The organism is Streptomyces sp. NPDC020362 (assembly GCF_040642095.1).
GTDB lineage: Bacteria > Actinomycetota > Actinomycetes > Streptomycetales > Streptomycetaceae > Streptomyces.
Genome location: NZ_JBFAET010000002.1, coordinates 156,488 through 181,828 on the forward strand (window position 1 = coordinate 156,488; position 25,341 = coordinate 181,828).

The 25,341-nt window shown below is 70.5% G+C and carries 18 protein-coding genes; 8 read left to right on the forward strand and 10 right to left on the reverse strand.

Annotated elements, in window-relative coordinates; translation table 11 throughout:
* Window positions 1-147: 147 nt before the first annotated feature.
* Complete coding sequence (locus tag AB0H32_RS01970) at window positions 148-1,194, reverse strand: LacI family DNA-binding transcriptional regulator (RefSeq protein ID WP_361112674.1); 1,047 nt, start codon at window positions 1,192-1,194, stop codon at window positions 148-150.
* A gap of 393 nt (window positions 1,195-1,587) precedes the next feature.
* Here AB0H32_RS01970 and AB0H32_RS01975 point away from each other — a divergent pair, with 393 nt between their 5' ends.
* The 7 genes from AB0H32_RS01975 (at window position 1,588) to AB0H32_RS02005 (ending at window position 14,633) form a co-directional block, all read left to right on the forward strand.
* Window positions 1,588-2,859 carry an extracellular solute-binding protein gene (locus tag AB0H32_RS01975; RefSeq protein WP_361112677.1) on the forward strand — a complete coding sequence of 424 codons (1,272 nt, stop codon included), beginning with the start codon at window positions 1,588-1,590 and terminating at the stop codon, window positions 2,857-2,859.
* 99 nt (window positions 2,860-2,958) lie between these two features.
* Window positions 2,959-3,963, forward strand: a complete 1,005-nt coding sequence (locus tag AB0H32_RS01980) for a sugar ABC transporter permease (RefSeq protein ID WP_361112680.1) — start codon at window positions 2,959-2,961, stop codon at window positions 3,961-3,963.
* A gap of 19 nt (window positions 3,964-3,982) precedes the next feature.
* Window positions 3,983-4,888 (forward strand): ABC transporter permease subunit, encoded by a 906-nt coding sequence (locus AB0H32_RS01985; RefSeq protein WP_361112683.1) that lies wholly within the window; start codon window positions 3,983-3,985, stop codon window positions 4,886-4,888.
* 167 nt (window positions 4,889-5,055) lie between these two features.
* Window positions 5,056-6,792 carry a glycoside hydrolase family 13 protein gene (locus AB0H32_RS01990; protein ID WP_361112686.1) on the forward strand — a complete coding sequence of 579 codons (1,737 nt, stop codon included), beginning with the start codon at window positions 5,056-5,058 and terminating at the stop codon, window positions 6,790-6,792.
* A gap of 134 nt (window positions 6,793-6,926) precedes the next feature.
* Window positions 6,927-8,303, forward strand: coding sequence for an alpha-amylase family protein (locus AB0H32_RS01995; protein ID WP_361112689.1), 1,377 nt, complete (start codon window positions 6,927-6,929; stop codon window positions 8,301-8,303).
* A gap of 529 nt (window positions 8,304-8,832) precedes the next feature.
* The gene (pulA, locus tag AB0H32_RS02000; RefSeq protein WP_361112692.1) at window positions 8,833-14,238 is read left to right on the forward strand and encodes a pullulanase-type alpha-1,6-glucosidase; all 5,406 of its coding nucleotides are present in this window, start codon (window positions 8,833-8,835) and stop codon (window positions 14,236-14,238) included.
* A 32-nt stretch (window positions 14,239-14,270) separates the two neighbouring features.
* Window positions 14,271-14,633, forward strand: coding sequence for an isomerase (locus AB0H32_RS02005; protein ID WP_361112695.1), 363 nt, complete (start codon window positions 14,271-14,273; stop codon window positions 14,631-14,633).
* Window positions 14,634-14,637: 4 nt separating this feature from the next.
* Here AB0H32_RS02005 and AB0H32_RS02010 read toward each other — a convergent pair whose 3' ends face one another.
* The 5 genes from AB0H32_RS02010 to AB0H32_RS02030 all read right to left on the reverse strand — a co-directional run bounded on the left by AB0H32_RS02010 (window position 14,638) and on the right by AB0H32_RS02030 (window position 20,123).
* Entirely contained in the window at window positions 14,638-15,354 is a 717-nt protein-coding gene (locus AB0H32_RS02010) for a TetR/AcrR family transcriptional regulator (protein WP_361112698.1), read from the reverse strand.
* Between the two features lie 68 nt (window positions 15,355-15,422).
* Window positions 15,423-16,472, reverse strand: a complete 1,050-nt coding sequence (locus tag AB0H32_RS02015) for a PDR/VanB family oxidoreductase (protein ID WP_361112739.1) — start codon at window positions 16,470-16,472, stop codon at window positions 15,423-15,425.
* Window positions 16,472-17,368, reverse strand: coding sequence for a metal-dependent hydrolase (locus tag AB0H32_RS02020; RefSeq protein WP_361112701.1), 897 nt, complete (start codon window positions 17,366-17,368; stop codon window positions 16,472-16,474). The genes AB0H32_RS02015 and AB0H32_RS02020 overlap by 1 nt, the downstream gene beginning before the upstream one ends.
* A 161-nt stretch (window positions 17,369-17,529) precedes the next feature.
* The gene (locus AB0H32_RS02025; RefSeq protein WP_361112704.1) at window positions 17,530-19,452 is read right to left on the reverse strand and encodes a hypothetical protein; all 1,923 of its coding nucleotides are present in this window, start codon (window positions 19,450-19,452) and stop codon (window positions 17,530-17,532) included.
* A gap of 143 nt (window positions 19,453-19,595) precedes the next feature.
* Entirely contained in the window at window positions 19,596-20,123 is a 528-nt protein-coding gene (locus AB0H32_RS02030) for a tetratricopeptide repeat protein (protein WP_361112742.1), read from the reverse strand.
* Between the two features lie 117 nt (window positions 20,124-20,240).
* On the opposite strand from AB0H32_RS02030, the gene AB0H32_RS02035 reads away from it, so the two are divergent.
* Window positions 20,241-20,642, forward strand: a complete 402-nt coding sequence (locus AB0H32_RS02035; protein WP_361112707.1) for a hypothetical protein — start codon at window positions 20,241-20,243, stop codon at window positions 20,640-20,642.
* A gap of 81 nt (window positions 20,643-20,723) precedes the next feature.
* On the opposite strand, the gene AB0H32_RS02040 is transcribed toward AB0H32_RS02035, so the two are convergent.
* From AB0H32_RS02040 to AB0H32_RS02055, 4 genes are all read right to left on the reverse strand, one after another.
* Window positions 20,724-22,304 (reverse strand): DUF1996 domain-containing protein, encoded by a 1,581-nt coding sequence (locus AB0H32_RS02040; RefSeq protein WP_361112710.1) that lies wholly within the window; start codon window positions 22,302-22,304, stop codon window positions 20,724-20,726.
* A gap of 174 nt (window positions 22,305-22,478) precedes the next feature.
* Window positions 22,479-23,132, reverse strand: a complete 654-nt coding sequence (locus AB0H32_RS02045; RefSeq protein WP_361112713.1) for a response regulator transcription factor — start codon at window positions 23,130-23,132, stop codon at window positions 22,479-22,481.
* The gene (locus tag AB0H32_RS02050; protein WP_361112716.1) at window positions 23,117-24,394 is read right to left on the reverse strand and encodes a sensor domain-containing protein; all 1,278 of its coding nucleotides are present in this window, start codon (window positions 24,392-24,394) and stop codon (window positions 23,117-23,119) included. The genes AB0H32_RS02045 and AB0H32_RS02050 overlap by 16 nt, the downstream gene beginning before the upstream one ends.
* A 53-nt stretch (window positions 24,395-24,447) precedes the next feature.
* Window positions 24,448-25,341 (reverse strand): NAD-dependent epimerase/dehydratase family protein (locus AB0H32_RS02055; RefSeq protein WP_361112719.1); only part of this gene is annotated, 894 nt, incomplete at its 5' end.

Below are 25,341 nucleotides of genomic sequence, written 5' to 3' on the forward strand. Positions count from 1 at the left end.
CAGAGTCTGCCAGAAAAGGCTTCCTCGCCAGATCATCCCAAGGTTGGGTCCGCCCCGCACGTCCTACGACGTACGGAGGACGTTTACCCCCGAAGGCCCCCGATCGCCCGCAATTCCGGGCACTGCGGTCACCTGCTGCCGCTCAGGTCACCTGCCGCCACTGCGGTCACCCCGGTCGACCGGTGCCGAAGCGGTCGAACCGCGCACCACCAGCTCCGGCATGAACACGAATTCGCTGTGCGGTGCGGGCGTCCCGCCGATCTCCTCCAGCAACGTGCGCACCGCGGCCTGCCCCATCGCCGGGACCGGCTTGCGGACGGTGGTCAGCGGCGGATCGGTGAAGGCGATCAGCGGGGAGTCGTCGAAGCCCACCACCGACACGTCCCGGGGCACCTCCAGGCCCAGCTGGCGGGCCGCCCGTATGGCACCGAGCGCCATCATGTCGCTCGCGCACACCACGGCCGTGCACTTCCGGTCGATCAGCGCGGTCGCGGCCGCCTGACCGCCCTCCAGGGTGTACAGCGAGTGCTGGATCAGTTCCGTCTCGACCGTCTCGGCGTTCAGCCCCAGCTGGTCCTGCACCGCGCGCACGAAGCCCTCGATCTTGCGCTGCACCGGCACGAACCGCTTCGGGCCGAGCGCCAGCCCGATCCGGGTGTGGCCCAGCGACGCCAGGTGCGTGACCGCCAGCGTCATCGCGGCCCGGTCGTCGGGGGAGATGAACGGTGCCTGCACCTTCGGCGAGAACCCGTCCACCAGGACGAACGGCACGCCCTGCGCCCGCAGCCGCTCGTAGCGCTCCATGTCGGCGGTGGTGTCGGCGTGCAGCCCGGAGACGTAGATGATCCCCGCCACTCCGCGGTCCACCAGCATCTCGGTCAGCTCGTCCTCCGTCGACCCGCCCGGGGTCTGGGTGGCGAGCACCGGCGTGTAGCCCTGCCGGGTCAGCGCCTGGCCGATGACCTGGGCCAGCGCCGGGAATATCGGGTTCTCCAGCTCCGGGGTGATCAGGCCCACCAGGCCCTCGCTGCGCTGCCGCAGCCGTACCGGACGCTCGTAGCCGAGCACGTCCAGGGCGGCAAGCACGGACTGGCGGGTGGTGGCGGCGACGCCCGGCTTCCCATTGAGGACGCGGCTGACGGTCGCTTCGCTCACCCCCGCCTGCGCAGCGATGTCCGCAAGCCGTGTGGTCACGGCACTGGACTGTACCGGCCGCGCCCCGCCTTGCACACCGACGGGACGCCGTGCGCGGGCGACCGGACGGCCTACCGCGGATTGCTGCCTCATCGCGCTCCTCGTCCTTCTGTGGGGGGCCTTGCACGGCAAGAACTTGCAGAGTCTTGCACAAGTCGCCCGCCCCCCGCCTGATCGGCGCCTTAACTGGCCAATAGGCGCTTTGCCCACAGGTCACGGCGGGGTAACCATCGTGTTCCCTTGCACTTTTTTTCTGCAAGGTCTTTCGCAACGCTTACATCGCTGTTACGTTCCCACTCGCCCGGCGGCCGCAACGGCGCAGTCGGCAAGACCGCAGGACGGCGGACGGGACCGCTCCTGCACAACACGGGCTTTAACCCTCAAGGAGAACTCATGCGGCGTGGCATAGCGGCCTCCGCGCTGGTGGCGTCCTTCGCCCTGGCGGCGACGGCGTGCGGCGGGAGCGACAGCGACAGCAAGTCGGGCGGCCCGGTCACCATCACCTGGTGGGACACCTCCAACGCCACCAATGAGGCACCGACGTACAAGGCCCTGGTCTCGCAGTTCGAGGCCGCCAACAAGAACATCAAGGTCAAGTACGTCAACGTCCCCTTCGACCAGGCGCAGAACAAGTTCGACACCGCCGCCGGCTCCAAGGGCGCCCCGGACGTGCTGCGCTCCGAGGTCGGCTGGACCCCGGCCTTCGCGAAGAAGAGCTACTTCCTGCCGCTGGACGGCACCGACGCCCTCACCGACCAGGCCAAGTTCCAGCCGAACCTGATCAAGCAGGCCCAGTACGAGGGCAAGACCTACGGCGTGCCGTTCGTCACCGACACCCTCGCCCTGGTCTACAACAAGGCCCTGTTCAAGAAGGCCGGCATCACCGAGGCCCCCAAGACCTGGGACGAGCTGAAGTCCGACGCCGCCAAGGTCAAGGGCAAGACCGGTGTGGACGGCTACTGGGGCTCCACCCAGGCCTACTACGCCCAGTCCTTCCTCTACGGCGAGGGCACCGACACCGTCGACGCCACCGCCAAGAAGATCACCGTGGACTCGGCCGCCGCCAAGAAGGCCTACGGCACCTGGCTCGGCCTGTTCTCCGGCAAGGGCCTGCACAAGGCCGACACCACCGCCGACGCCTACGCCCACATCCAGGACGCGTTCGTCAACGGCAAGGTCGGCGCGATCGTCCAGGGCCCCTGGGAGATCACCAACTTCTACAAGGGCAGCGCCTTCAAGGACAAGGCCAACCTCGGCATCGCCACCGTCCCGGCCGGCTCCAGCGGCAAGGCGGGCGCCCCGACCGGCGGCCACAACCTCTCGGTCTACGCCGGCTCCGACAAGGCCCACCAGGCCGCGGCCCTGAAGTTCGTGCAGTTCATGACCTCGGCGAAGTCCCAGGAGACCATCGCCCTGAAGAACTCCACGCTGCCCACCCGCTCCGACGCCTACACCGCGCAGGTCAAGGCCGACCCCGGCATCGCCGGCTACCAGGGCGTCCTCGCCGCCGCCCAGCCCCGCCCGGCGCTGCCCGAGTACAGCTCCCTGTGGGGACCGCTGGACATCGAGCTGCCCAAGATCGCCGGCGGCAAGGAGTCCCTCGACAAGGGCCTGAGCAACGCCGAGGCGGCCATCACCAAGCTGGTGCCCGACTTCAGCAAGTGACGCCCGCGTGGCCGTCGGATTCTCCCTGAAAAGGGGGAGGATCCGACGGCCACCGGCCTGTGCCCAGGCCCGCCCCCTGATCTCCCGAAGGTGTCGAACATGACAGTCGCCATCGACCGCGCCACCGGCAGCCGCCGCGGTGACCGCGCGCCGCGGCCCGGCCTGGGCCAGCGCATCAAGAACGGATTCCAGAAGCACTGGTACGCCTACGCGATGATCGCGCCGGTCGTCATCGTGCTCGGCGTCATCGTGGGTTACCCGCTGCTGCGCGGTGTCTACCTGACCCTGACCGACGCCAACAGCCTCAACTCGGCGCGCACGATCGGCGTCAACCACATCGACGCCACGTACAAGTTCATCGGGATCGACAACTACAAGGACATCCTGTTCGGCCCGCTGTCCTACGACCGGTTCTGGTCGCACTTCCTGTGGACCATCTTCTGGACCGTCGCCTGCGTGGCCCTGCACTACACCATCGGCCTGGGTCTCGCGCTCATGCTCAACCAGAAGCTGCGCGGCCGCACCTTCTACCGCCTGCTGCTGGTCCTGCCCTGGGCGGTGCCGACCTTCGTCACCGTCTTCTCCTGGCGGATCATGCTCTCCGACTCCGGCGTGCTCAACCAGGTCCTGCACACGCTCCACCTGCCCGAGCCGCAGTGGCTGGAGGACACCTTCTGGCAGCGGTTCGCCGCGATCATGGTCAACACCTGGTGCGGTGTGCCGTTCATGATGCTCTCCCTGCTCGGCGGCCTGCAGTCCATCGACTCCACGCTCTACGAGGCCGCGGAGATGGACGGCGCCAGCGCCTGGCAGCAGTTCCGGCACGTCACCCTGCCCGGCCTGCGCTCGGTCAGCTCCACCGTGGTGCTGCTCGGCGTCATCTGGACCTTCAACCAGTTCGCCATCATCTTCCTGCTGTTCGGCCCCACCGGTGCGCCCGACGCACAGATCCTCGTCACCTGGGCCTACTACCTGGGCTTCGGACAGCAGCCGCGCGACTTCGCCCAGTCCGCCGCGTACGGCGTCCTGCTGCTGTCGGTCCTGACCGTCTTCACCTCCTTCTACTTCCGCTGGCTGAAGCGCAATGACCAGCTCGCCGTCTGACGCCGCAGGAGCCGCCGCCATGAGCACCACGACCCTCGAAAAGACCGAGGCCGGGCCCGCCCCCACCGCACAGCCCCCGCGCCGCACCCGCCGGCGCGGCGAGCGCGGCCCGCTCGGCGCCGCCCTCCTGCACGGCGGCCTCGTCCTCGCGAGCCTGATCGCCCTGGCCCCGGTGGCCTGGCTGGTCTTCCTCTCCCTCGGCCCGGACAAGGACGACTACCTGCACCCGGGCAAGATCCTGGGCAAGCTCACCTTCTCCAACTACAGCTTCGTGGTGCACCACACGGCCTTCTTCGACTGGTTCAAGTCGACGATGATCGTGGCCGGCGGCACGACCCTGATCGGCGTCTTCGTCGCCGCCACGACGGGCTACGCGGTCTCGCGCATGCGCTTTCCCGGCTACAAGTCGCTGATGTGGGTGCTGCTGCTGACCCAGGCCTTCCCGATCGCCATCCTGATCGTGCCGATGTACGAGATCTTCAGCGAGCTCGACCTCATCGACACCTACTGGTCGCTGATCATCATCAACTGCACCACGGCCGTGCCGTACAGCGCCTGGCTGCTCAAGGGATACTTCGACACCATCCCCTTCGAGATCGACGAGGCCGGGCGCGTGGACGGACTCACCCCCTTCGGCACCTTCTTCCGGCTGATCCTGCCGCTGGCCCGCCCCGGGCTGGCCGTGGCCGCCTTCTACAACTTCATCACCGCCGTCGGCGAGGTGGCCTTCGCGACCACCTTCATGCTGGACGACTCGAAGTACACCTTCGCCGTGGGTCTGCAGACCTTCGTCAGCGAGCACGACGCGCAGTGGAACTACATGGCCGCCACCGCGGTCCTGATCGCGATACCCGTGTCCGTGTTCTTCTACCTCGTGCAGAAGAACCTCGTCACCGGCCTCACCGCAGGCGGCACCAAGGGCTGAGTCCCCTTTCCGCACCATGGCTCCCGCGCGGCTGTCCGCGCGGGTAGGCGGCCGCGGTGTCCATCCGACCCCGCTGACACCGCGGCCGCCTTGCACACCCCCGGCCCTCGGCCCGAGCCGCCGTACCCACGCCTATGACCCGAACTCCCTTACGCATCAAGGAAGCCATGAGCCAGCAGCACCCTGCAGCCCCGGCCGACGACTCCGCCGTCGCCACCGTCGCCGAGCGTCGCGACTGGTGGCGGGACGCGGTCATCTACCAGGTCTATCCGCGCAGCTTCGCCGACAGCAACGGCGACGGCATGGGTGACCTGGAAGGCGTACGCTCCAGACTCCCGTACCTGCGTGACCTCGGCGTGGACGCCGTGTGGCTCAGCCCCTTCTACGCCTCCCCGCAGGCCGACGCCGGCTACGACGTCGCCGACTACCGCGCCGTCGACCCCATGTTCGGCAACCTGCTCGACGCCGACGCGCTGATCCGCGACGCCCATGGGCTGGGCCTGCGCATCATCGTCGACCTGGTCCCCAACCACTCCTCCGACCAGCACGAGTGGTTCAAGCGCGCCCTCGCCGAGGGTCCCGGCTCGCCGCTGCGCGAGCGCTACCACTTCCGCCCCGGCAAGGGGAAGAACGGCGAACTCCCGCCCAACGACTGGGAGTCCATCTTCGGTGGCCCGGCCTGGACCCGGGTCACGGAACCCGACGGGTCGGCCGGCGAGTGGTACCTGCACCTCTTCGCCCCCGAGCAGCCCGACTTCAACTGGGAGCACCCGGCGGTCGGCGACGAGTTCCGCTCGATCCTGCGCTTCTGGCTGGACATGGGCGTCGACGGCTTCCGCATCGACGTCGCCCACGGGCTGGTGAAGGCCCAGGGTCTGCCGGACCTCGGCTCCCACGACCAGCTGAAACTGCTGGGCAACGATGTCATGCCGTTCTTCGACCAGGACGGCGTGCACGCCATCTACCGGCAGTGGCGCACGATCCTGGACGAGTACGCGGGAAGCAAAGAGGGGCCCGAAGGGCCTTCCGCAGAAGGGCGGCGGTCGGAGACGGGCGGGCGCATTTTCGTCGCGGAGGCCTGGACCCCGACCGTCGAGCGCACCGCGAACTACGTCCGCCCCGACGAACTCCACCAGGCCTTCAACTTCCAGTACCTGGGCACGGAGTGGGACGCGGACGAGCTGCGCACGGTCATCGACCGCACCCTGGAGGCGATGCGCCCGGTCGGCGCCCCCGCCACCTGGGTCCTCTCCAACCACGACGTGACCCGGCACGCCACCCGCTTCGCCAACCCGCCCGGTCTCGGCACCCAGATCCGCACGGCCGGCGACCGCGAACTGGGCCTGCGCCGCGCCCGCGCCGCCACCCTCCTCATGCTCGCCCTCCCCGGCTCGGCCTACGTCTACCAGGGCGAGGAACTGGGCCTGCCGGACGTCGTGGACCTGCCCGACGAGGTGCGCCAGGACCCCGCGTTCTTCCGGGGCGCGGGCCAGGACGGCTTCCGCGACGGCTGCCGGGTGCCGATCCCGTGGACCCGGGCCGGCTCGTCGTACGGCTTCGGCAGCGGCGGCAGCTGGCTGCCGCAGCCGGAGAGCTGGGCCGGGCTGAGCGTCGAGGCGCAGACGGGCGTATCGGGCTCGACGCTGGAGCTGTACCGCGAGGCGCTGCACGTCCGCCGCTCGCAGCCCGACCTGGGCGCGGGCGACGCGGTGGAGTGGCTGCGGGCGCCGGAGGGCGTCCTGGCCTTCCGGCGCGGCGAGTTCGTGTGTGTCACGAACACGACCGGCGAGTCCGTGACGACCCCGTCCTACGGCCGCGCCCTGCTCGCCAGCGGTGAGGTGGCCGAGGCCGACGGCGAGACGAAGGTACCGGCCGACACCACGGTGTGGTGGGCCACGGCCTGACGGCTCGTCTGAAAGTTCTTGCATCAACTTCACAACGGCCCGCTGCCTTTCAGGCAGCGGGCCTTTAACATCTGCGTCACCGCAAGTTTGCTGAAATGTTTCAGCAAGCGCCTTCAAGGACGAAGGACCCCCACATGGCACGCAGAACCCTCACCGCGGCGGTCGCCCTCACGGCCGCCGTTACGGTTGGCATGTACCCGACTACAGCACAGGCCTCCCCGCCCGGCACCAAGGACGTCACCGCCGTCCTCTTCGAGTGGAACTACGCCTCGGTGGCCCGCGAGTGCACCACCACCCTCGGCCCCGCCGGCTACGGATACGTCCAGGTCTCCCCGCCCGCCGAGCACATACAGGGCCCGCAGTGGTGGACGTCGTACCAACCGGTGTCGTACAAGATCGCGGGCCGCCTGGGCGACCGCACGTCGTTCCAGAACATGGTCGGCACCTGCCACGCGGCCGGCGTGAAGGTCGTGGTCGACACCGTCATCAACCACATGTCGGCCGGCTCGGGCACCGGCACCGGCGGCTCGTCGTACACGAAGTACAACTACCCCGGTCTGTACTCGTCCTACGACCTCGACGACTGCACGGCCCAGGTCGCCAACTACCAGGACCGCTGGAACGTCCAGCACTGCGAACTCGTCGGCCTGGCCGACCTGGACACGGGCGAGGAGTACGTCCGCAAGACGATCGCGGGCTACATGAACGACCTGCTCTCCCTCGGCGTGGACGGCTTCCGCATCGACGCGGCCAAGCACATCCCCGCCGACGACCTGGCCAACATCAAGAGCCGCCTCACCAACCCCTCCGTCTACTGGAAGCAGGAGGTCATCTACGGCGCCAACGAGGCCGTCCAGCCCTCCGAGTACACCGGCAACGGAGACGTCCAGGAGTTCCGCTACGCCTACGACCTCAAGCGTGTCTTCAACAACGAGAAGCTCGCGTACCTCAGCAACTACGGCGAGGGCTGGGGCTACCTGAACAACTCGGTGGCGGGCGTCTTCGTCGACAACCACGACACCGAACGCAACGGCAGCACCCTGAACTACAAGGACGGCGCGAACTACACCCTGGCGAACGTCTTCATGCTCGCCTACCCCTACGGCGCCCCGGACATCAACTCCGGCTACGAGTGGTCGGACGCGGACGCCGGACCGCCCAACGGCGGTCAGGTCAACGCCTGCTGGCAGGACGGCTGGAAGTGCCAGCACGCCTGGCCGGAGATCAAGTCCATGGTCGCGTTCCGCAACGCGACGCGGGGCCAGGCAGTCTCGAACTGGTGGGACAACGGCAACAACGCGATCGCCTTCGGCCGGGGCGGCAAGGGATACGTGGCGATCAACCACGAGTCCTCGTCCCTGACCCGCACCTACCAGACGTCGCTGCCCGCAGGCACCTACTGCAACGTCCAGAACAACACGACGGTGACGGTGAACTCCAGCGGGCAGTTCACGGCGACGCTCGGGTCCAACACGGCTCTGGCGATCTATACGGGCAAGTCGGGCTGCTGAACGTCGGGGGCGTTGACGGCGGCGACGTCCGCCGGCGCCCCCGGCCGGCCGTCGGCAGCCTGTCGTCGCAGCCTCCGGCGACGGCAGGCGCCGGGGCCGCACGGAGCCAACCGGAGCAACTGCGTGCCGGCGCGGAGGGGACAGCAGCACCTGGCCCGACCGGTCCGGGAGAAGGCGCGCGACCGGCGTCCTCATGCTGCTGGGACTGGCCGCGTCCGCGGTCCTCGACCGGTTGCTCCCGTTCGGCGCATCACGCAACGGGAACCCGGGCGCCGGCGGGGCCCTCGGCGTGCCCGTCCGAGCCGTTCCGGGGTTCCGGCACACCGCCACGCATCCCCAGGGTGCTGGGAGCCCTACGCTCTGACCCCTTCGCAGGCAACGGAGTTGGTGAAAGTTCTTGCCATCACTTTCAAGCCTCTTGCTGTAAGCCTTTCGTCAGCGATACGGTCGCGCGGGCGCCCGGCATCGGAGCCGAGCCGCGGCGCGGGGTCGGACCCAACAGAGCCGTAATCGCAAGGAGTTCCCGCCTGTGATACCGAGATGGCCGGCGCCGCCGACGCGCCGTACCGCCCATGCCGGACGGGTCGCGGCCGTCGCCGTCGCCGCGCTCGCAGCCGCCCTCGTGCAGCCGCTCGCGGCCCGGGCGGCCACCCCGCCCGCGCCCCCTTCGGACGCGAAACTCGCGGCCCAGCCCGCCCGGCACGACGACACCCGCGACCAGTTCTACTTCGTCATGCCGGATCGTTTCGCCAACGGGGACACGTCCAACGACCGGGGCGGTCTGACCGGTTCCCGGCTCAGCACCGGCTACGACCCCACCGACAAGGGCTTCTACCAGGGCGGTGACCTCAAGGGCCTGACCAAACGGCTCGACTACATCAAGGGCCTCGGCACCACCGCCATCTGGATGGCGCCGATCTTCAAGAACCGCCCGGTGCAGGGCACGGGCAGCAACGCCTCGGCCGGCTACCACGGCTACTGGATCACCGACTTCACCCAGGTCGACCCGCACTTCGGGACGAACAAGGACCTCGAGACCCTCATCTCCAAGGCGCACGCCAAGGGCATGAAGGTCTTCTTCGACGTCATCACCAACCACACCGCCGACGTCGTGGACTACAAGGAGAAGTCGTACGACTACCTGTCCAAGGGGGCCTTCCCGTACCTGACCAAGGACGGGCAGCCCTTCGACGACGCCGCCTACGCGGACGGCAGCCGGAAGTTCCCGGCCGTGGACGCCGGCTCCTTCCCGCGCACGCCGGAGGTCACGAGCGACAGCAAGGTCCCGGCCTGGCTCAACGACCCGACGATGTACCACAACCGGGGCGACTCGACGTACGCCGGCGAGTCCACGACCTACGGAGACTTCTCCGGCCTGGACGACCTGTGGACCGAGCGTCCCGAGGTCGTCCGGGGTATGGAGAAGATCTACGAGCGGTGGGTCAGGGACTTCGGCGTCGACGGGTTCCGGATCGACACCGTCAAGCACGTCGACATGGAGTTCTGGACCCAGTGGGCCACCGCGCTGGACACGTACGCGGCCGCGCACGGGCGGAAGAACTTCTTCATGTTCGGCGAGGTCTACTCCGCCGACACCTCGATCACGTCCCCGTACGTCACCCAGGGCCGCCTGGACGCCACCCTAGACTTCCCCTTCCAGGACGCGGCCCGCGCCTACGCCTCCCAGGGCGGCAGCGCGCAGCGGCTGGCGAGTGTCTTCGCTGACGACTACAAGTACACGACGGACAAGGCCAACGCGTACGAGCAGGTCACCTTCCTCGGCAACCACGACATGGGCCGCATCGGGTACTTCCTGAAGCAGGACAACCCGAAGGCGACGGACGCCGGGATCCTGAAGAAGGACCGGCTCGCCAACGAGCTGATGTTCCTCAGCCGCGGCAACCCCGTCGTCTACTACGGCGACGAGCAGGGCTTCACCGGCTCCGGCGGCGACAAGGACGCCCGCCAGACGATGTTCGCCTCCAAGGTCGCCGACTACCTGGACGACGACGAGATCGGCACCGACCGCACCCACGCGAGCGACTCGTACGACACGAACGCGCCGCTCTACAAGGAGATCGCCTCCCTCTCCCGGCTCCGCAAGGCCAACCCGGCCCTGACGGACGGCGTCCAGACGGAGCGGTACGCGGCCGACGGCGCGGGCGTCTACGCCTTCACCCGGACGGACGCGAGGACGGGCGCCGAGTACGTCGTCGCCCTCAACAACGCCGACAGCGAGAAGTCCGCGACCTTCGCCACCGGCTCGGCAGGCATGACCTACCGGGGCATCTACGGGACCTCCGACGCAGTGACGTCCGACGCCGACCGCAAGGTCACCGTCACCGTCCCGGCCGGCTCCACCGTCGTCCTCAAGGCCACCGGCGCCCTCACGAAGCCCGCCACCCGTCCGACGATCACCCTGAAGGCCCCGGCCGCCGGGGCCACCGGAACCGTGGATCTCACGGCCGGCGTCGACGGGGGACAGCTGGACCGCGTGGTCTTCGCCGCCCAGGTCGGCAACGGCCCGTGGCAGACCCTCGGCTCCGCCGACCACGCCCCCTACAAGGTCACCCAGACCCTCGGCAAGTCCGTACCCGCCGGGACCGCCCTGCGCTACAAGGCGGTCGTGATCGACACGGCCGGGCGCACCGCGAGCGCCCTGGCGAGCAGCACCACCGGCACCCCGCCCGCGCCCGAGGTCCCCACGGCCTCCTCCCGGGACTACGCGGTCGTCCACTACAAGCGCGCCGACGGCGACTACGCCGACTGGGGCCTGTACGCCTGGGGCGACATCGCCGACGGCGAGTCCACCACCTGGCCCGCCGGCCACCCGTTCGTCGGCCGCGACGCCTACGGCGCCTTCGCCTACGTCAAGCTCAAGCCGGGAGCCTCGAACGTCGGCTTCCTGGTCGTCGACAAGGACGGCAACAAGGATGTCGCCGCCGACCGGTCCATCGACGTCACCAGGACGGGTGAGGTCTGGGTCGAGCAGGGCAAGCCGGACGTACTGACGAAAGAGCCCGACCATCCCGCGCAGGACACGACCAAGGCGGTCATCCACTACCACCGTGCCGACGGGAACTACGACGGCTGGGGCCTGCACGTCTGGACGGGTGCCGCGCACCCCACCGACTGGTCGGACCCCCTGAAGCCGGTGAAGACTGATGCCTATGGCGCGGTCTTCGAGGTGCCGCTCACCGAGGGTGCCACCAGCCTCAGCTACATCATCCACAAGGGCGACGACAAGGATCTCCCCGCCGACCAGTCGCTCGACCTCAAGTCCAACGGCTACGAGGTGTGGCTGTTGAACGGCCAGGAGAAGTACCTCCTGCCGCAGCCCGCAGGCAGCGCGGCCGCGCTCGACCTGACCGCCTCCAAGGCGATCTGGATCGACCGGAACACCCTCGCCTGGAACGGTGCCGACGGCGCCGCCTCCACCCAGCTGCTCTACTCCCACGACGGCTCGATCGCCGTCAAGGACGGGACGCTGACCAGCGACGACGAGCGCTGGCTGCGGCTGACGAAGACCACGCTCACCGACGCCCAGAAGGCGAAGTTCCCGCACCTGAAGGACTACACCGCCTGGTCGGTGGACCCGCGCGACCGGGACCGGGTGCGCGAGGCGCTGAACGGCCAGATCGTGGCCTCGCAGCGCGCGGTGAACGGTGCCGTGCTGGCCGCGACGGGCGTGCAGATCGCCGGTGTGCTGGACGACCTGTACACCGGCGCGACGAAGAGCAGGCTCGGGCCCGTCTTCCAGGACGGGAAGCCGACCCTGTCCGTGTGGGCACCGACGGCCCAGTCGGTCCACCTCGACCTCGACGGCACGGCCGTGACGATGCACCGGAACGCCACCACCGGCGTCTGGTCCGTCACCGGCCCCGCGTCCTGGAGGGGCAAGCCCTACCGGTACGTCGTGAAGGTCTGGGCACCCAGTGTCCGCAAGATCGTCACCAACGAGGTCACCGACCCGTACTCCCTCGCGCTCACCGCAAACTCCGAGCGCAGCCTCGTCGTCGATCTGGACGACAGGTCCCTCGCACCCAGCGGCTGGGCGGGCCTGCACAAGCCCAGGGCCGTACCGCTGAAGGACGCGCAGATCCAGGAGCTGCACATCCGGGACTTCTCCGTCGCCGACAAGACGGTCCCGGCGCGGGACCAGGGCACCTACCTGGCCTTCACGGACAGGAACAGCGACGGCTCCAGGCACCTGCGGCAGCTGGCGAAGTCCGGCACGTCGTACGTGCACCTGCTGCCCGCCTTCGACATCGCCACCATCCCGGAGAAGAAGGCCGACCAGGCGAGAACCGACTGCGATCTGGCCTCCTACCCGGCCGACTCCGACAAGCAGCAGGAGTGCGTGGCGAAGATCGCCGCGAAGGACGCCTACAACTGGGGCTACGACCCGTACCACTACACGGTCCCGGAGGGCTCGTACGCCACCGACCCGGACGGCACGGCCCGTACGGTCCAGTTCCGCAGGATGGTCCAGGCCCTCAACCAGGACGGCCTCAGGGTCGTCATGGACGTCGTCTACAACCACACCGCCGCGAGCGGCCAGGCGGACACCTCCGTCCTGGACCGGATCGTGCCGGGCTACTACCAGCGGCTCCTCGCCGACGGCTCCGTGGCCGACAGCACCTGCTGCTCCAACACCGCGCCCGAGAACGCGATGATGGGCAAGCTGGTCGTGGACTCGATCGTCACCTGGGCCAAGGAGTACAAGGTCGACGGGTTCCGCTTCGACCTCATGGGCCACCACCCGAAGGCCAACATCCTGGCGGTCAGGAAGGCTCTCGACGCCCTGACCCTCGCCAAGGACGGCGTCGACGGCAAGAAGATCATCCTGTACGGCGAGGGCTGGAACTTCGGGGAGGTCGCGAACGACGCCCGCTTCGTGCAGGCCACGCAGCAGAACATGGCCGGCACCGGCATCGCCACCTTCTCCGACCGCGCCCGTGACGCCGTGCGCGGCGGCGGCCCCTTCGACTCGGATCCCGGCGTCCAGGGCTTCGCGTCGGGTCTGTACACCGACCCCAACGCGTCCGCCGCCAACGGCACCCCGGCCGAGCAGAAGGCCCGCCTCCTGCACTACCAGGACCTGATCAAGGTCGGTCTGACCGGCAACCTGAAGTCCTTCGCCTTCACCGACACCGACGGCAAGCAGGTCAAGGGGGCCGAGGTCGACTACAACGGCTCGCCCGCCGGGTACGCGGACGCGCCCGGCGACGCGCTCGCGTACGTGGACGCACACGACAACGAGTCGCTGTTCGACGCCCTGACCTACAAGCTGCCTGCGAGGACGAGCGCGTCCGACCGGGCCCGGATGCAGGTTCTGGCGATGGCCACGGCCGCCCTCTCGCAGGGGCCGTCCCTCTCCCAGGCGGGCACCGACCTGCTGCGCTCGAAGTCGCTGGACCGCAACTCCTTCGACAGCGGCGACTGGTTCAACGCCGTCCACTGGAACTGCGCCGACGGCAACGGCTTCGGACGGGGGCTGCCGATGGCGGCCGACAACCAGTCCAAGTGGCCCTACGCCAAGCCGCTGCTCGGCACGGTGAAGGTGGGCTGCCCGCAGATCACCGGCGCCTCGGCCGCCTACCAGGACCTGCTGCGGATCCGCACGAGGGAGAAGGCCTTCTCCCTCGGCACGGCCGCCCAGGTGCAGGAGCGGCTGTCCTTCCCGCTGTCCGGCAAGGACGAGACGCCCGGCGTGATCACCATGCACCTCGGTGACCTGGTCGTCGTCTTCAACGCGACCCCGAAGCAGCAGGAGCAGCGGATCGACGCGCTCGCCCGGACGGCCTACCGGCTGCACCCGGTGCAGGCCGGCGGCACGGACCCGGTGGTGAAGACCTCCTCCTACGAGGCCGGCTCGGGCACGTTCACCGTCCCCGCGCGGACGGTGGCCGTCTTCACCCGGGCGGCGAAGTAGGGTCGGGCCGTCGCCGTAGAACAGGAGTGCCCATGCCGCAGATCACCGTCGACTACTCGCACACGATGGAGGCCGCCTTCGACCGCGCCGGTTTCGCGCGGGCGCTGCACGAGGCGACCGTGGAGATCGCGGCGGCCAAGCCGGAGGCCTGCAAGACGCAGTTCCGGCCGGGCGCGTTCACGGCGTACGGCTACGAGGACCCGGCGGAGCACGGGCACGCGATCGTGCACGTGACCGTCGGGCTCCTCGCCGGCCGCAGCGACGAGACGAAGGCCAGGCTCACGGAGGCCGTGCTGGAGCTGCTGCGCCGGCACGTTGCGGAGAAGGGCTTCGCGCTGCACGCCTCCGCCGAGGTCCACGACCTGGATCCCTCGTACCGGAAGTTCGACCGCTAGGCCCTCAGGGAGCCAGGGAGATCAGCCGGCCGACGAGCTCTGCGAAGGGCCCGTCGGCCGGCTCGTCCTTGACCATGGTGCGCAGCAGGGCGGCCATGTCCTCGTCGTAGGCCGCGCTCACCGCCGCCAGCGCGGCGAAGTCGTGGACGAGCTGGAGTTCCAGTTCGGCGCGCGGGATGCGCCGGCCGTCCAGCCAGATCAGTGCCGTCGACTCGGCGAGCGAGATCCACGAGCGGACGACCAGTTCCAGTCGCGGAGGAGCGTCGACGACACCCAGGTGCAGCAGCATCTGGTCATAGGCGGCCTGGCGTACGGAGTCGATGAGCGCATTGGTCGCCGACACGTGGTCCCTGGAGCCGACTCCGTCCGCGGGGACGGCCGGGCCGCCGCGCATCAGGGCCGAGAAACCGGGGCCGTGCTCGTCCACGAAGTCGAAGTAGCGGCGCATCACCCGCAGCAGGCGGGCCCCCAGCGCGCCGTCGTGCGGTTCGGCGAACCGGTCGGCCAGATCCTCGGCGGCGCGCTTCAACGCGGCTTCGTACAGGCTCAGTTTGCCGGGGAAGTAGTGGTAGACCAGCGGGCGCGAGATGCCCGCCGCCGCCGCTATCTCGTCGATGGAGACCTCGTCGGGCGAGCGGCGGCTGAACAGGTCGAGTGCGACGCCGATGAGCTGCTGCCGTCGCTCCTCGACGCCCATCCTGCGGCGAACCCCGGTACTCATGCGAACACCTTACCGATCGAATCCGGCCCCGAACGGTCCGGGCCCTCGGCGGCGTTCGCATGGTTCCGTCACAGATCCAGCACGAGACGCTCACTTCTGGCCCGTGATACACAGATCAGCATCGAGTCGGCACGCTCCGCATCCGTCAGCAGCTCGTCCCGGTGATCCACCTCGCCCTCCAGCACCCGTTGTTGACAGGTCCCGCAGAAGCCCTGCTCGCAGGAGTACGCGGTGGCCGGCAGCTCACGGCGCACGGCGGCCAGCACGGTGGAGTCGGCCGGGACGGTCACCGTCCGCCCGCTGCGCCGGAGTTCGAGCTCGAACTCGGCGTTCCCGTCGGCCGAGGTGCGGGGCGCGAACCGCTCCAGGTGCAGCGTGGCACCCTCGGGCAGCCGTGCCTCCACCGCCGCCATGAGCCCCTCGGGGCCGCAGCAGTACACGGCCGCCCCCTCGGGCACCCCGGCGAACAGTGCGTCCAGGTCCGGGCGTCCGTCCTCGTCCTCGGCGACGAGCGTCAGCCGGTCCCCGGCGAGCGCCCGCACCTCCTCCAGGAACGGCATCGAGGCCCGGCTCCGTCCGCCGTACAGCAGTCGCAGGTCGGCGCCGTCCGGAAGGGCCCGCAGCATCGGCAGGACCGGCGTGATGCCGATGCCGCCCGCGACGAAGACGTAGGCGGGCGCCTCGACGAGCGGGAAGCGGTTCCTCGGTCCGCGCACCTCCAGCTCCATGCCCTCGGCGAGCTGCTCGTGCACCTCGCGCGAGCCGCCCCGCCCGTCCTCGACCAGCCGGGTGGCGACCGTGTAGGAGGAGGTGTCCCCGGGGTCGCCGCACAGCGAGTACTGCCGTACGAGCCCCGACGGCAGCACCAGGTCGAGGTGCGCACCCGGCTCCCAGCGCGGCAGGCCGCTTCCCTCGAGGCGCAGTCGTACGACCCCGTCGGCGACGGTCTCGTGGGCGGTGAGCAGCAGCCGCAGGGCCCGTGAGCGGGGGCGGCCAGAGACGGGCGGGTCCAGGGCGGGCAGCGGCCACAGCGGTGAGGCCTCGACGCGGCGGCGCAGGGCCCGCCGGGTCAGCAGGGCGGCGCCCGCTACGAGGGCGACGGTGCGCAGCTTCGGCATCATGCCCCTGCCTTCTCGGCCGCGAGCGCGGCGGGGGAGGAGGCCAGATAGGCGACGGCCTGCGCGGTGGAGCCCTCGTGGGAGGGGTGGTAGGAGCGGCTGAGATAGCGCGGGATGGACTTGAGCATGTCGCCGGTGGAGGGCAGGGTGCCCTGCCGGCCGCGCACGTAGAAGTCCTTCACGGAGGCCTTGGCGTCCACCAGGGTCGGGTCGTTCTCCAGGAAGAAGCGGATCCCGCGCTGCCACAGGAACACCAGCGCACTGAAGGCCGTCGCCCAGGTGCGCGCCCGGCGCCGGTAGCTGCCGTCGACGTGCACGAACAGGTCGAAGGCGACGGAGCGGTGCTCGACCTCCTCGGCGCCGTGCCAGCGCAGCAGGTCCAGCATGGTCGGGTCGGCGCCGCGCCGGTCCAGCTCGGCGGCGTTGAGCACCCAGTCGCCCAGGAAGGCGGTGTAGTGCTCGATCGCCGCGATCAGCGCGACCCGCTCCAGCAGCCACCAGTGGCGCGCCCTGCCCGGCGGCAGGGTGCGGTCGCCGAGCAGCTTCTCGAAGAACCAGTCGACCTGCGCGGTGTACGGCGTCGGGTCGAGCCCCTGCTCGCGCAGGTGCGGCAGGACCTCGTCGTGGGCCTGGGAGTGCATCGCCTCCTGCCCGATGAAGCCGATGACGTCCTCGCGGAGCCGGTCGTCCCGGATGAGCGGCAGCACCTGCTTGTACACGTGCACGAACCACCGCTCGCCGGCGGGCAGCAGCAGGTGCAGCACGTTGATGGTGTGCGTGGTGAAGGGGTCGCCGGGCACCCAGTGCAAGGGTGTGTCCTCCCAGGAGAAGGACACGTTGCGGGCCTTGAGCGGTATGCGCTCGGACTCCACCGGCCGGGCCTGCGTGTTAGACATGGCGTCAATGTACTGACGGGTAAGTCGTCTGAGAACCCCCGTGCAGCACCTTGTTGACGCGAATGTCAGCTAGAGGCCGACCGGTGGAGCCTGCCGAACACCGACCAGGGAACCCGCCGAACGCCGACTGCTGAAGCTGCCGAAGAGCTGCTGGACGTCGGCTAGTGGAGCCCGCTGATCTGGCGTCCGTCGGACAGTGTCGCCTTCAGGTCGGCCTGCGCCCCCTGCTTGGCCCGGGCGGCCAGCAGCTGCCCCTGCCCCGACGCCGTGACCCCGCCGGTCGCGTGGATCGACGCGGTTCCCTCGCTGCCGGCCGCCAGCAGGTACCAGGTCCCGGTCTTGGACTTCCACAGCACTCCGGCCAGCACGTGCGGGTCGCGCGGACCGCACGCCGGTACGTCCCCGCCCTTGGCCACGACCGCCCCGACCGCGCCGCGAGGCGTCCGGAACTGGGCCAGCGCGGCCGTACCGTCGCCGCGCCAGGTCTCGGCCCGGGTGCACAGCCAGCCGGCCGACCCGCTCCGCTCGGGCAGTGCCTGGTTCGCGAACGCCCACGCGTTGACGCTGCGGACACCCGCGGAGCGCTCCATGGCCAGCGAACAGGCGAACGGCGCCCAGGCGCGCAGCCCGTCCGCGCCGGACGCCTCGGCGGGGGCGTCCGGGCGTCCGGCGGTGAGGTGAGCCGGGACCAGCTCGCCCAGGTCGGTGGCGAGCCGGGTGCCCCCGGCGTCGGTCAGCTGGAGCACGTTCCACGACGTGCAGCTGCCGGGCTGCAGCGCGGGGCTGCCCAGCGGTGTGGTCACGCCGCCGGTGACGGTGAGGGGCTCCACGGCCGCGCCCGGCTTCATCAGGTCCCGCACGGCCACCTTCTTCACCCAGGGGGCGATCAGGTAGCGGACGTTGCCGTCGGAGCGGCCCAGCACCAGCGCGCCCGCCTCGGCGCCGGTCGCGCCGTCGACGCGGGCGAAGTCGAGCGCGGCGCCGGAGGTGCCGTCCGTGGGCTCGGCGTAGCGGACGATGCGCAGGCCGTCGTGGAGGATCACCACCCGGGCGCCGTCCACGGTGCCCGCGTACAGCAGCTGGGGCGGGCCGGCCGGGCCGCCGGTCTGGGTGCCGGGGGTGGCCGAGACGCGGACCGTCTCCCCGGGGCGGGCCCAGACGGCCAGGGCGCGGCGCAGCAGGGCCCTGTCACCGGTGAGCGGGCCGCGTGCGGGCCACACGGAGAAGTCGGTACGGGCGGCGGACTGCCACGCCGTCGGCGGCACCCGGGTCACCTTGCCCGGGTCCAGGGCCGCCTCGGCCGCCGGGTTCTGCGCGTACAGGGGCGCGGCGGCGCCGTCGGGGCCCCAGCCGCCGCCCGGCATGACCACCAGCGCCCCGCACACCGCGAGCGCGGCCGCCGCGGCGAGCGCGGCCTTGGCGTGCTGGCGGCGGCGCATCAGATCGGTGGGCCGGGCCTGCAGCGAGCAGGGGTCGTACTCGGGGGAGGAGAGCAGCGCGTCCTGTCCGGGCACCCCGTTGGCCTCCGCCAGCGCGGACTCGGGCTGGTCGACCCCGGCCGCTTCCAGGATCCTGCGGATGTCGGGATCGGGCAGCTTCTCCAGGCCGCGCAGCACGTACGCGGCGCGGGCCGGGCCGGACAGGTCCGACAGCCGCTGGTCCAGGGCGAGTTCGTCGGCGCCGCCGGAGCGCGGGAACAGGCGCAGGCCCCAGACCTGGGGGAGCAGCGGCGGCAGCTGTGAGAGCCGCGGCAGGGTCTTGCGGGGGCGGGCCGCCTCCAGCGCCGCCAGCAGCACGCGCTGGCGGAGGTAGGCGTAGCCCGGGTCGCCGTCCCGGCCCGTGGACTGGGCGGGGATCACGGACGCCTGCTTGCGGCCCCCGGGCAGGGCGCGCTGGGCGAGGGCGTGTGCCGTCAGTACCCGGCGACTGCGGCCGAGGCGGGGCGGCAGTACCAGGTAGGCGAGCCGGACCAGCCGGGGGTAGTGCTCGACGAGCGCGGCCTCGGCCTGCTCGACGTCGACTACCGGGCCGGCGGCCCCGGCGGAGGCGGGTGCGGGACGCTGGTCTACTTCCTGTGACTGCACGTCCGGGAGAACGAGCGAACCGTTGGTTGGTCACCGGCCGGCCCGCCTGCCTCCGCCTGCGGGCGCCGCGGCCGGTGCCGAGGGGCCGGGCGGGGGCGTCCCCCCGGCACCGGCGCGCCCCGCGGCTTCGGGGTGCGGGTGGGTCAGTCCTCCGGCTCGACGAGCAGACGTGCGTAGTTCGCCATCGACCGCTGGTAGCGCGGCAGGTGCGGAGCCAGCGCGCCGAGCGCCAGGGACAGGCCCTCGCGGTCGCGGCCCAGGCTGGACAGGCACAGCGCGAGGCACGCGCGTACCGCGTCGTCCAACTCGTCGGACGGGGCGTCCAGTTCGGGGGTGAGCAGCTCGACGCCCTCCTGGGCCTGGCCGATGTTCCGCAGCGAGCTGGACATCTGGATCTTGGCCCGGCGGCCCTTGTACCGGCTGGTCCCGCTCAGGCCGCGCGCCAGCGCCTCCCGGTACAGCGGCACCGCCTTGTCCGAGTGACCGGTGGAGTCCCAGGCGCACGCCTGCTCGAAGGGGCCCAGCGGGCTGCCGTCCGGCAGCTCGGCGACGAGCTTGTCGATCACGGCGCGGAACTCGGCGGCGTCCTCTTCGGCGTAGTCGTCGAAGGTGGTCCAGGCGGCGGCCACGCGGTCTTCCCAGTCTTGGTTCACCGGGTCACCTTCGCACACCTGTGCCCGCGGCGGCAGCGGATTGAGCGCGGTGCCCGCGGGAGCCGTATCGAGGGGCGGGGCCCCTCGCAAGGGCTCTCTGCGGCATGCTTCTGCGCATCAGGACCGGAGGAACAGATGAGGTTGACGCGACCGATGCTCGCCGTTGCGGGTGCAGCGGCCGTACTGGCGCTGACGGGCTGCGGCTCCGGCGGGGACGCGCAGAAGGTGCCGCCCACCGCCACGGGCAGCCTGGAGAGCCTGGCCGCCGAGGTGAAGTGCAAACCGAACATGCAGACCGACGCCGACGAGATCCGCCAGGCCATCTGCAAGAACACCGACGGGCGGTTCATCCTCGCGACCTTCGCCACCGACCGCGGCCAGCGCGAGTGGATCAACGACGCCAAGGACTACGGCGGCTACTACCTGGTCGGGCGCAAGTGGGTCGCCGTCGGCGACAACGGCGTCGTCAAGGCGCTGCGCGGCACGCTCGGCGGTGACGTGGAGATCGGGACCGACCACCACGCGCACAGCGGCTGACGGCCGCCGCCCCGGCCCGGCGGCGCACACACGGAAGCGGGCGGTGGGGAATTCCCACCGCCCGCTCGCGCTACCTGCTCGTCACTGGCACTGCCGGCCGGTGTTGATGCAGTTGGCGATCTTGTTCGCCAGGCCGCCGGTCGTGACGCTGATGAAGTCGTCGTGGTCGGTGGCCGGCTTGTGGAGCTGCTCCGGGAAGCCGTCGACCGCGTAGGCGTTCTTCACCTGGCCGTTCTGGAGGGTCGGCGGGGTGATGTTGTACACCAGGCGCATCGTCAGCTGCGGGATCGCCTTGAAGCCGTTCCCGCAGACGCCGCTCGCCGGGTCGGCGAAGGCCACGTGCGTGCGGTGGTTGGCGCTGTCGATGTTCTGCCCGTCCCAGCAGCTCTGGAAGGCGAACGTGCGCACCACCTTGCTGCCCTGCGGGCAGATCGGGTACTGCGACGTCAGCTGGACCTTGTTCTCGAAGCCGGTGCAGCTCCAGTGCGCGTTGGCGTTGGCAAGACCGTTGGTGGTGGTCTTGGCGTCACCGGTGATGATGCGCAGGAACTGCGGCATCGCGACGACCTTGCTGGCAGGGCTGCCGACGTACTTGATCTGCGCCTGGACCGGCGTCAGGATCTTTCCGACGTTGCCCTCCTTGCCGCCGCCGTCCGCGTTCTGGTCGAAGTCCTGGCTGCCGTCCTGGACGCGGACCACCGGCCAGTAGTACGACGACAGGTCGTTCCGGTTCTGGCAGCTGGTGCCGCCCTGCAGGAACGTCTGGTTGCTGGAGAACGCGTTGACCTTCTGGTTGCCGACGTAGTCGTGCAGGTGGTGCGCGCCGTTGGTCACGCCGGGCGCCACGATGACGTTGTCGGTGTTGTGGTTCTTGTTCGCGTTCACGCCGCAGCGCGTGATGAACGTACCCGTGGAGCCGTTGCCGGTCTGCCGCGGTTTGCCCTGGACGTTCGGCGCGACCTTCGTGATGTCCACGAAGTCGGCCGCGACCGGGCCGTTGCCCGCCTGCCCGCCGATGTTCTGCTGCTGGCCGCCGGCCTGCTGCTGACCACCGTTCTGCTGCTGACCGCCGGTGTTCTGCTGCTGACCACCGTTCTGCTGCTGTCCACCGGTGTTCTGTTGCTGACCGCCGGTGTTCTGCTGCTGGCCGCCGTTCTGCTGCTGCCCCCCGGCGGTCGTCTGGTTGGCGGACTGCGTCGTGCAGGCGGCGAGCTGGTTCAGCGCGCTGTTGAAGGAGCCGCCGACCCGCTGGATGTCCATCCTGATCCGGTCGATCGTCGAGGCCCGCTTGTCCTTGAGGGGACCGACGATCGAGTTCTGCACGAAGCTCGGATCGTTCGTCTGCGCCTGCCGGGTGGAGGCGAGCCGGTTGTAGGCCTCGGTGATCTGCTTGTCGAGGTTCCCCAGCTCCATCGCCACGCCCTGGCGTGCGCGCCAGGGCACGTTCGTCAGCTTCTGGCCGACGTCCGGGCAGGAGATCGTCGCGACCTGAGCCGCGGCGGCCTTGGTCTGGTTGCCTCCCCACGACTGGTTGTTCGACTCGTGCGCCGAGGCATAGAAGTTCGCCCAGATCAGCCCGCCCCCACCGAGCGCTAGGGCCGCCGATGCGGCAATGGCCTTGGTGGCCAGCGGCGTACGGCGTTTTCGTGTGTTGCGTCCCATGGAACTCCTCTGACTTCCTTGCGGGGCAGCATCGAGGCGCCCGACAGGAGTGAAGCGGCGTCCTTCCATACGGACACCACCCCAGAGGTGTTCAGCCGTCTCACAAATTTGTCCGAGGAATACCCCACCCCCTGGCCTCAAATACCCCCTGAACAGCGGAAGTTGATGCGCACATCAGAGGTCGCGGTCGAGGTGGGCGAGCACGGCCAGAACGCGGCGATTGTCGTCGTCCGACACCTCCAGGCCCAGTTTGGTGAAGATGTTGGAGGTGTGTTTCGCGATGGCCCGTTCCGTCACCACCAGCTGTGCGGCGATGGCCGTGTTCGACCGGCCCTGCGCCATCAGCTCGAGGACCTCCAGCTCCCTGGGGGTCAGGCGGGCGAGCGGCCGGTCGTCGGCCGCCCGCCGCGACAGCAGCTGCTGGATCACCTGCGGGTCCATCGCCGTACCGCCCGCGGCCACCCGCTGCACGGCGTCCACGAACTGCTCGGCGTCGAACACCCGGTCCTTGAGCAGGTACCCCACCCCGCCGCTGCCGTCGGCGAGCAACTCCCGTGCATAGAGCTGCTCCACGTGCTGGGAGAGGACCAGCACCGGCAGCCCGGGCCGCTCCCGGCGGGCCTGCAGCGCGCACTGCAGACCCTCGTCGGTGTGCGTGGGCGGCAGCCGGACGTCGACCACGGCGACGTCGGGCTGCAACTCGGCCAGGGCCCTGGTGAGTTCGGGTCCGGACTCGACGGCCGCCGCGATCTCGAAGTCGTAGGCCTCCAGCAGCCGGACCAGCCCGTCCCGCAGCAGGAAGAGGTCTTCTGCTAGGACAACGCGCACGGAATCTCCATGGTCACCAGGGTGGGACCGCCCGCCGGACTGCTGACGGCCAGAACACCGTCGAATGTACCCAGTCGCCGCTCGACCCCGGCGAGCCCCGAGCCCGCGCCGATCACGGCACCGCCCTTGCCGTTGTCGGTGACCGTGATGCGCAGCATGCCGTCGGTGTGGTGCACGTCCACCCAGGCCCGCTCGGCACCGGAGTGCTTGACGGCGTTGGTGAGCACCTCGCTGACCGCGAAGTAGGCGGCCGACTCGACCGGTGCGTCCGTGCGGCCGGACAGCTCCACGGTCACCTCGCTCGGCAGGGGCAGCCTGAGCGCCAGCGCCCGTACCGCGTCCCCGAGTCCGCGCTCGGCCAGTACCGGCGGATGGATGCCGCGGACCAGGCCGCGCAGCTCCTCCAGAGCCGCGCTGGAGTTCTGGCGGGCCTTCGCGAGCAGCTTCCTCGCCTTGGCCGGGTCCCTTTCGAGCAGCGCCTCGATGGTGCCGAGGTCCATGCCCATGGCGACCAGCCGGGCCTGCGCCCCGTCGTGCAGATCCCGTTCGATGCGGCGCAGTTCGGCGGCGGAGGTGTCCACGGCGTCCCGCCGGGTCTCGGTCAGCACCCGCACCCGCTCGGTGAGCTCGGCCTGGCTCGGGGCCAGGACGGTGCGGGTGAGGCGGAAGTGCGCGGTCAGCAGCGAGGGGGTGAACCGGTGGGCCGCCACCAGGAGTACGGCGGCCACGGCGGCTGCGGCGAACGCGGTCGCCTGGCTGTCGACCGGCACGAAGGCGTACCAGTAGGGGCCGCCCTCGGCGTCCGACAGCACACGCCACAGCCCGGCCGCCACCACGAATCCCTCCAGCGGGTAGAGCACCAGCACGGCGGGCAGCAGGGCGGTGACGAACCCCGCCGTCATGTCCACGAGCAGCCACCGCAGATCCCGCCAGGTCGCGGGGTCCGCCAGCATCAGCACCGTGCGCGTCCAGGGGTTGGCGTCCTCGGGAATCGGCCGGTACGCCACCGGGATGCGCACTCCGCTCCACTCGGCGGCCAGCACCCGCCGCCAGTTGGCGAAGGTGCGTACGCCGGTCAGGACCGGCGGTGTGGTGAAGATCCCGAGGCCGGCCGGGATGAGCGCGATCGACACGGCCGCCAGGGTGAAGCAGAGGACGGCCAGCGGCAGCGAGACTACGGCCAGCACGAACCCCCGCCCGGCAGCCAGCAGAACGTCCCGCAGCCGGGTACGGAGGCCGTCGTTCTTCGTGTTGGTGTTCATGCCGTCAGTCTCGCCGACCCCGGCGCGCGCAGGCACGGGGCCGATCCCCCCTTTCAGAGGGTGGTGTCAGGTACACCCCCGGCACCGGCCAGGACCTTCGCCTCCACCTCCGGATCCAGGCCCGGGGCCGGGCGGTCCGGCCGCAGCGGTGCCCTGCCGCCGATGTCCGTCAGCCACCGCCAGGTGTCGGCGACGGTCTCCCCGGCCGGACGGCACACCAGCCCCGTGGCGAGCGCCCGGGACACGTCCCCCCGGTGCGCCGGCCCGTACATCTCGCCGTCCGGCGGCACCCACACCGGCAGCTGGGTCCACGGCTCGATCCCGGCGGCGAGGATCGCCTCCGGGGCGGTCCAGCGCAGCTCGGCGTCCGCGCCGGTGACCCGGACGCAGGTCCTCAGCAGTTCGCCCATGGTGGTGTGCCCGGGCGGGCTCACCAGGTCGTACGGCCCGCTCAGTTCCTGCTCCACGGCCCCGAGCAGCCAGTCGGCCAGATCCCGGGCGTCGATGTACTGCAGCGGCAGGTCCTGCGGTCCCGGCGCCAGGACCGCACCGCCGCGGGCGATCCGGGTCAGCCACCAGGGCAGCCGGCCGATGTTCTCGTACGGGCCGAGGATCAGCCCCGCCCGGACCAGCACCGACGCCGCGGCGCCGAAGGCCTCCACGGCGGCCAGCTCGCCGCCCCGCTTGTCCTGCGCGTACTCCGTCGCCCCGGCGTCGGCGGCGGCCCCCTCGACCAGCGGCCCGTCCTCGGCCGGCCCGCCCAGCGAGGGCCAGGGCCAGGCGTACACGGACCGGCTGGAGACGTACACGTACCGGTCGGCCCGGCCCCGCAGCAGCCGTGCCGTGTCCCGGACCGCGCGCGGCTCGGCCGACCAGGTGTCGACCACGGCGTCCCAGGTGCCGCGGTCCGCGGCGAGGGCGGCAAGGCCGTCGGGGGCGGTGCGGTC

What these genes read in the sequence shown, in the direction of transcription:
- AB0H32_RS02005 (WP_361112695.1), top strand. Translation starts at nt 14,271, where the DNA reads ATGCCGCAGATCACCGTCGACTACTCGCACACGATGGAGGCCGCCTTC.
- AB0H32_RS02050 (WP_361112716.1), bottom strand. Translation starts at nt 24,394, where the DNA reads ATGAACACCAACACGAAGAACGACGGCCTCCGTACCCGGCTGCGGGAC.
- AB0H32_RS02035 (WP_361112707.1), top strand. Translation starts at nt 20,241, where the DNA reads ATGAGGTTGACGCGACCGATGCTCGCCGTTGCGGGTGCAGCGGCCGTA.
- AB0H32_RS01975 (WP_361112677.1), top strand. Translation starts at nt 1,588, where the DNA reads ATGCGGCGTGGCATAGCGGCCTCCGCGCTGGTGGCGTCCTTCGCCCTG.
- AB0H32_RS02010 (WP_361112698.1), bottom strand. Translation starts at nt 15,354, where the DNA reads ATGAGTACCGGGGTTCGCCGCAGGATGGGCGTCGAGGAGCGACGGCAG.
- AB0H32_RS01985 (WP_361112683.1), top strand. Translation starts at nt 3,983, where the DNA reads ATGAGCACCACGACCCTCGAAAAGACCGAGGCCGGGCCCGCCCCCACC.
- AB0H32_RS01990 (WP_361112686.1), top strand. Translation starts at nt 5,056, where the DNA reads ATGAGCCAGCAGCACCCTGCAGCCCCGGCCGACGACTCCGCCGTCGCC.
- AB0H32_RS02020 (WP_361112701.1), bottom strand. Translation starts at nt 17,368, where the DNA reads ATGTCTAACACGCAGGCCCGGCCGGTGGAGTCCGAGCGCATACCGCTC.
- AB0H32_RS01995 (WP_361112689.1), top strand. Translation starts at nt 6,927, where the DNA reads ATGGCACGCAGAACCCTCACCGCGGCGGTCGCCCTCACGGCCGCCGTT.
- AB0H32_RS01980 (WP_361112680.1), top strand. Translation starts at nt 2,959, where the DNA reads ATGACAGTCGCCATCGACCGCGCCACCGGCAGCCGCCGCGGTGACCGC.
- AB0H32_RS02015 (WP_361112739.1), bottom strand. Translation starts at nt 16,472, where the DNA reads ATGCCGAAGCTGCGCACCGTCGCCCTCGTAGCGGGCGCCGCCCTGCTG.
- AB0H32_RS02040 (WP_361112710.1), bottom strand. Translation starts at nt 22,304, where the DNA reads ATGGGACGCAACACACGAAAACGCCGTACGCCGCTGGCCACCAAGGCC.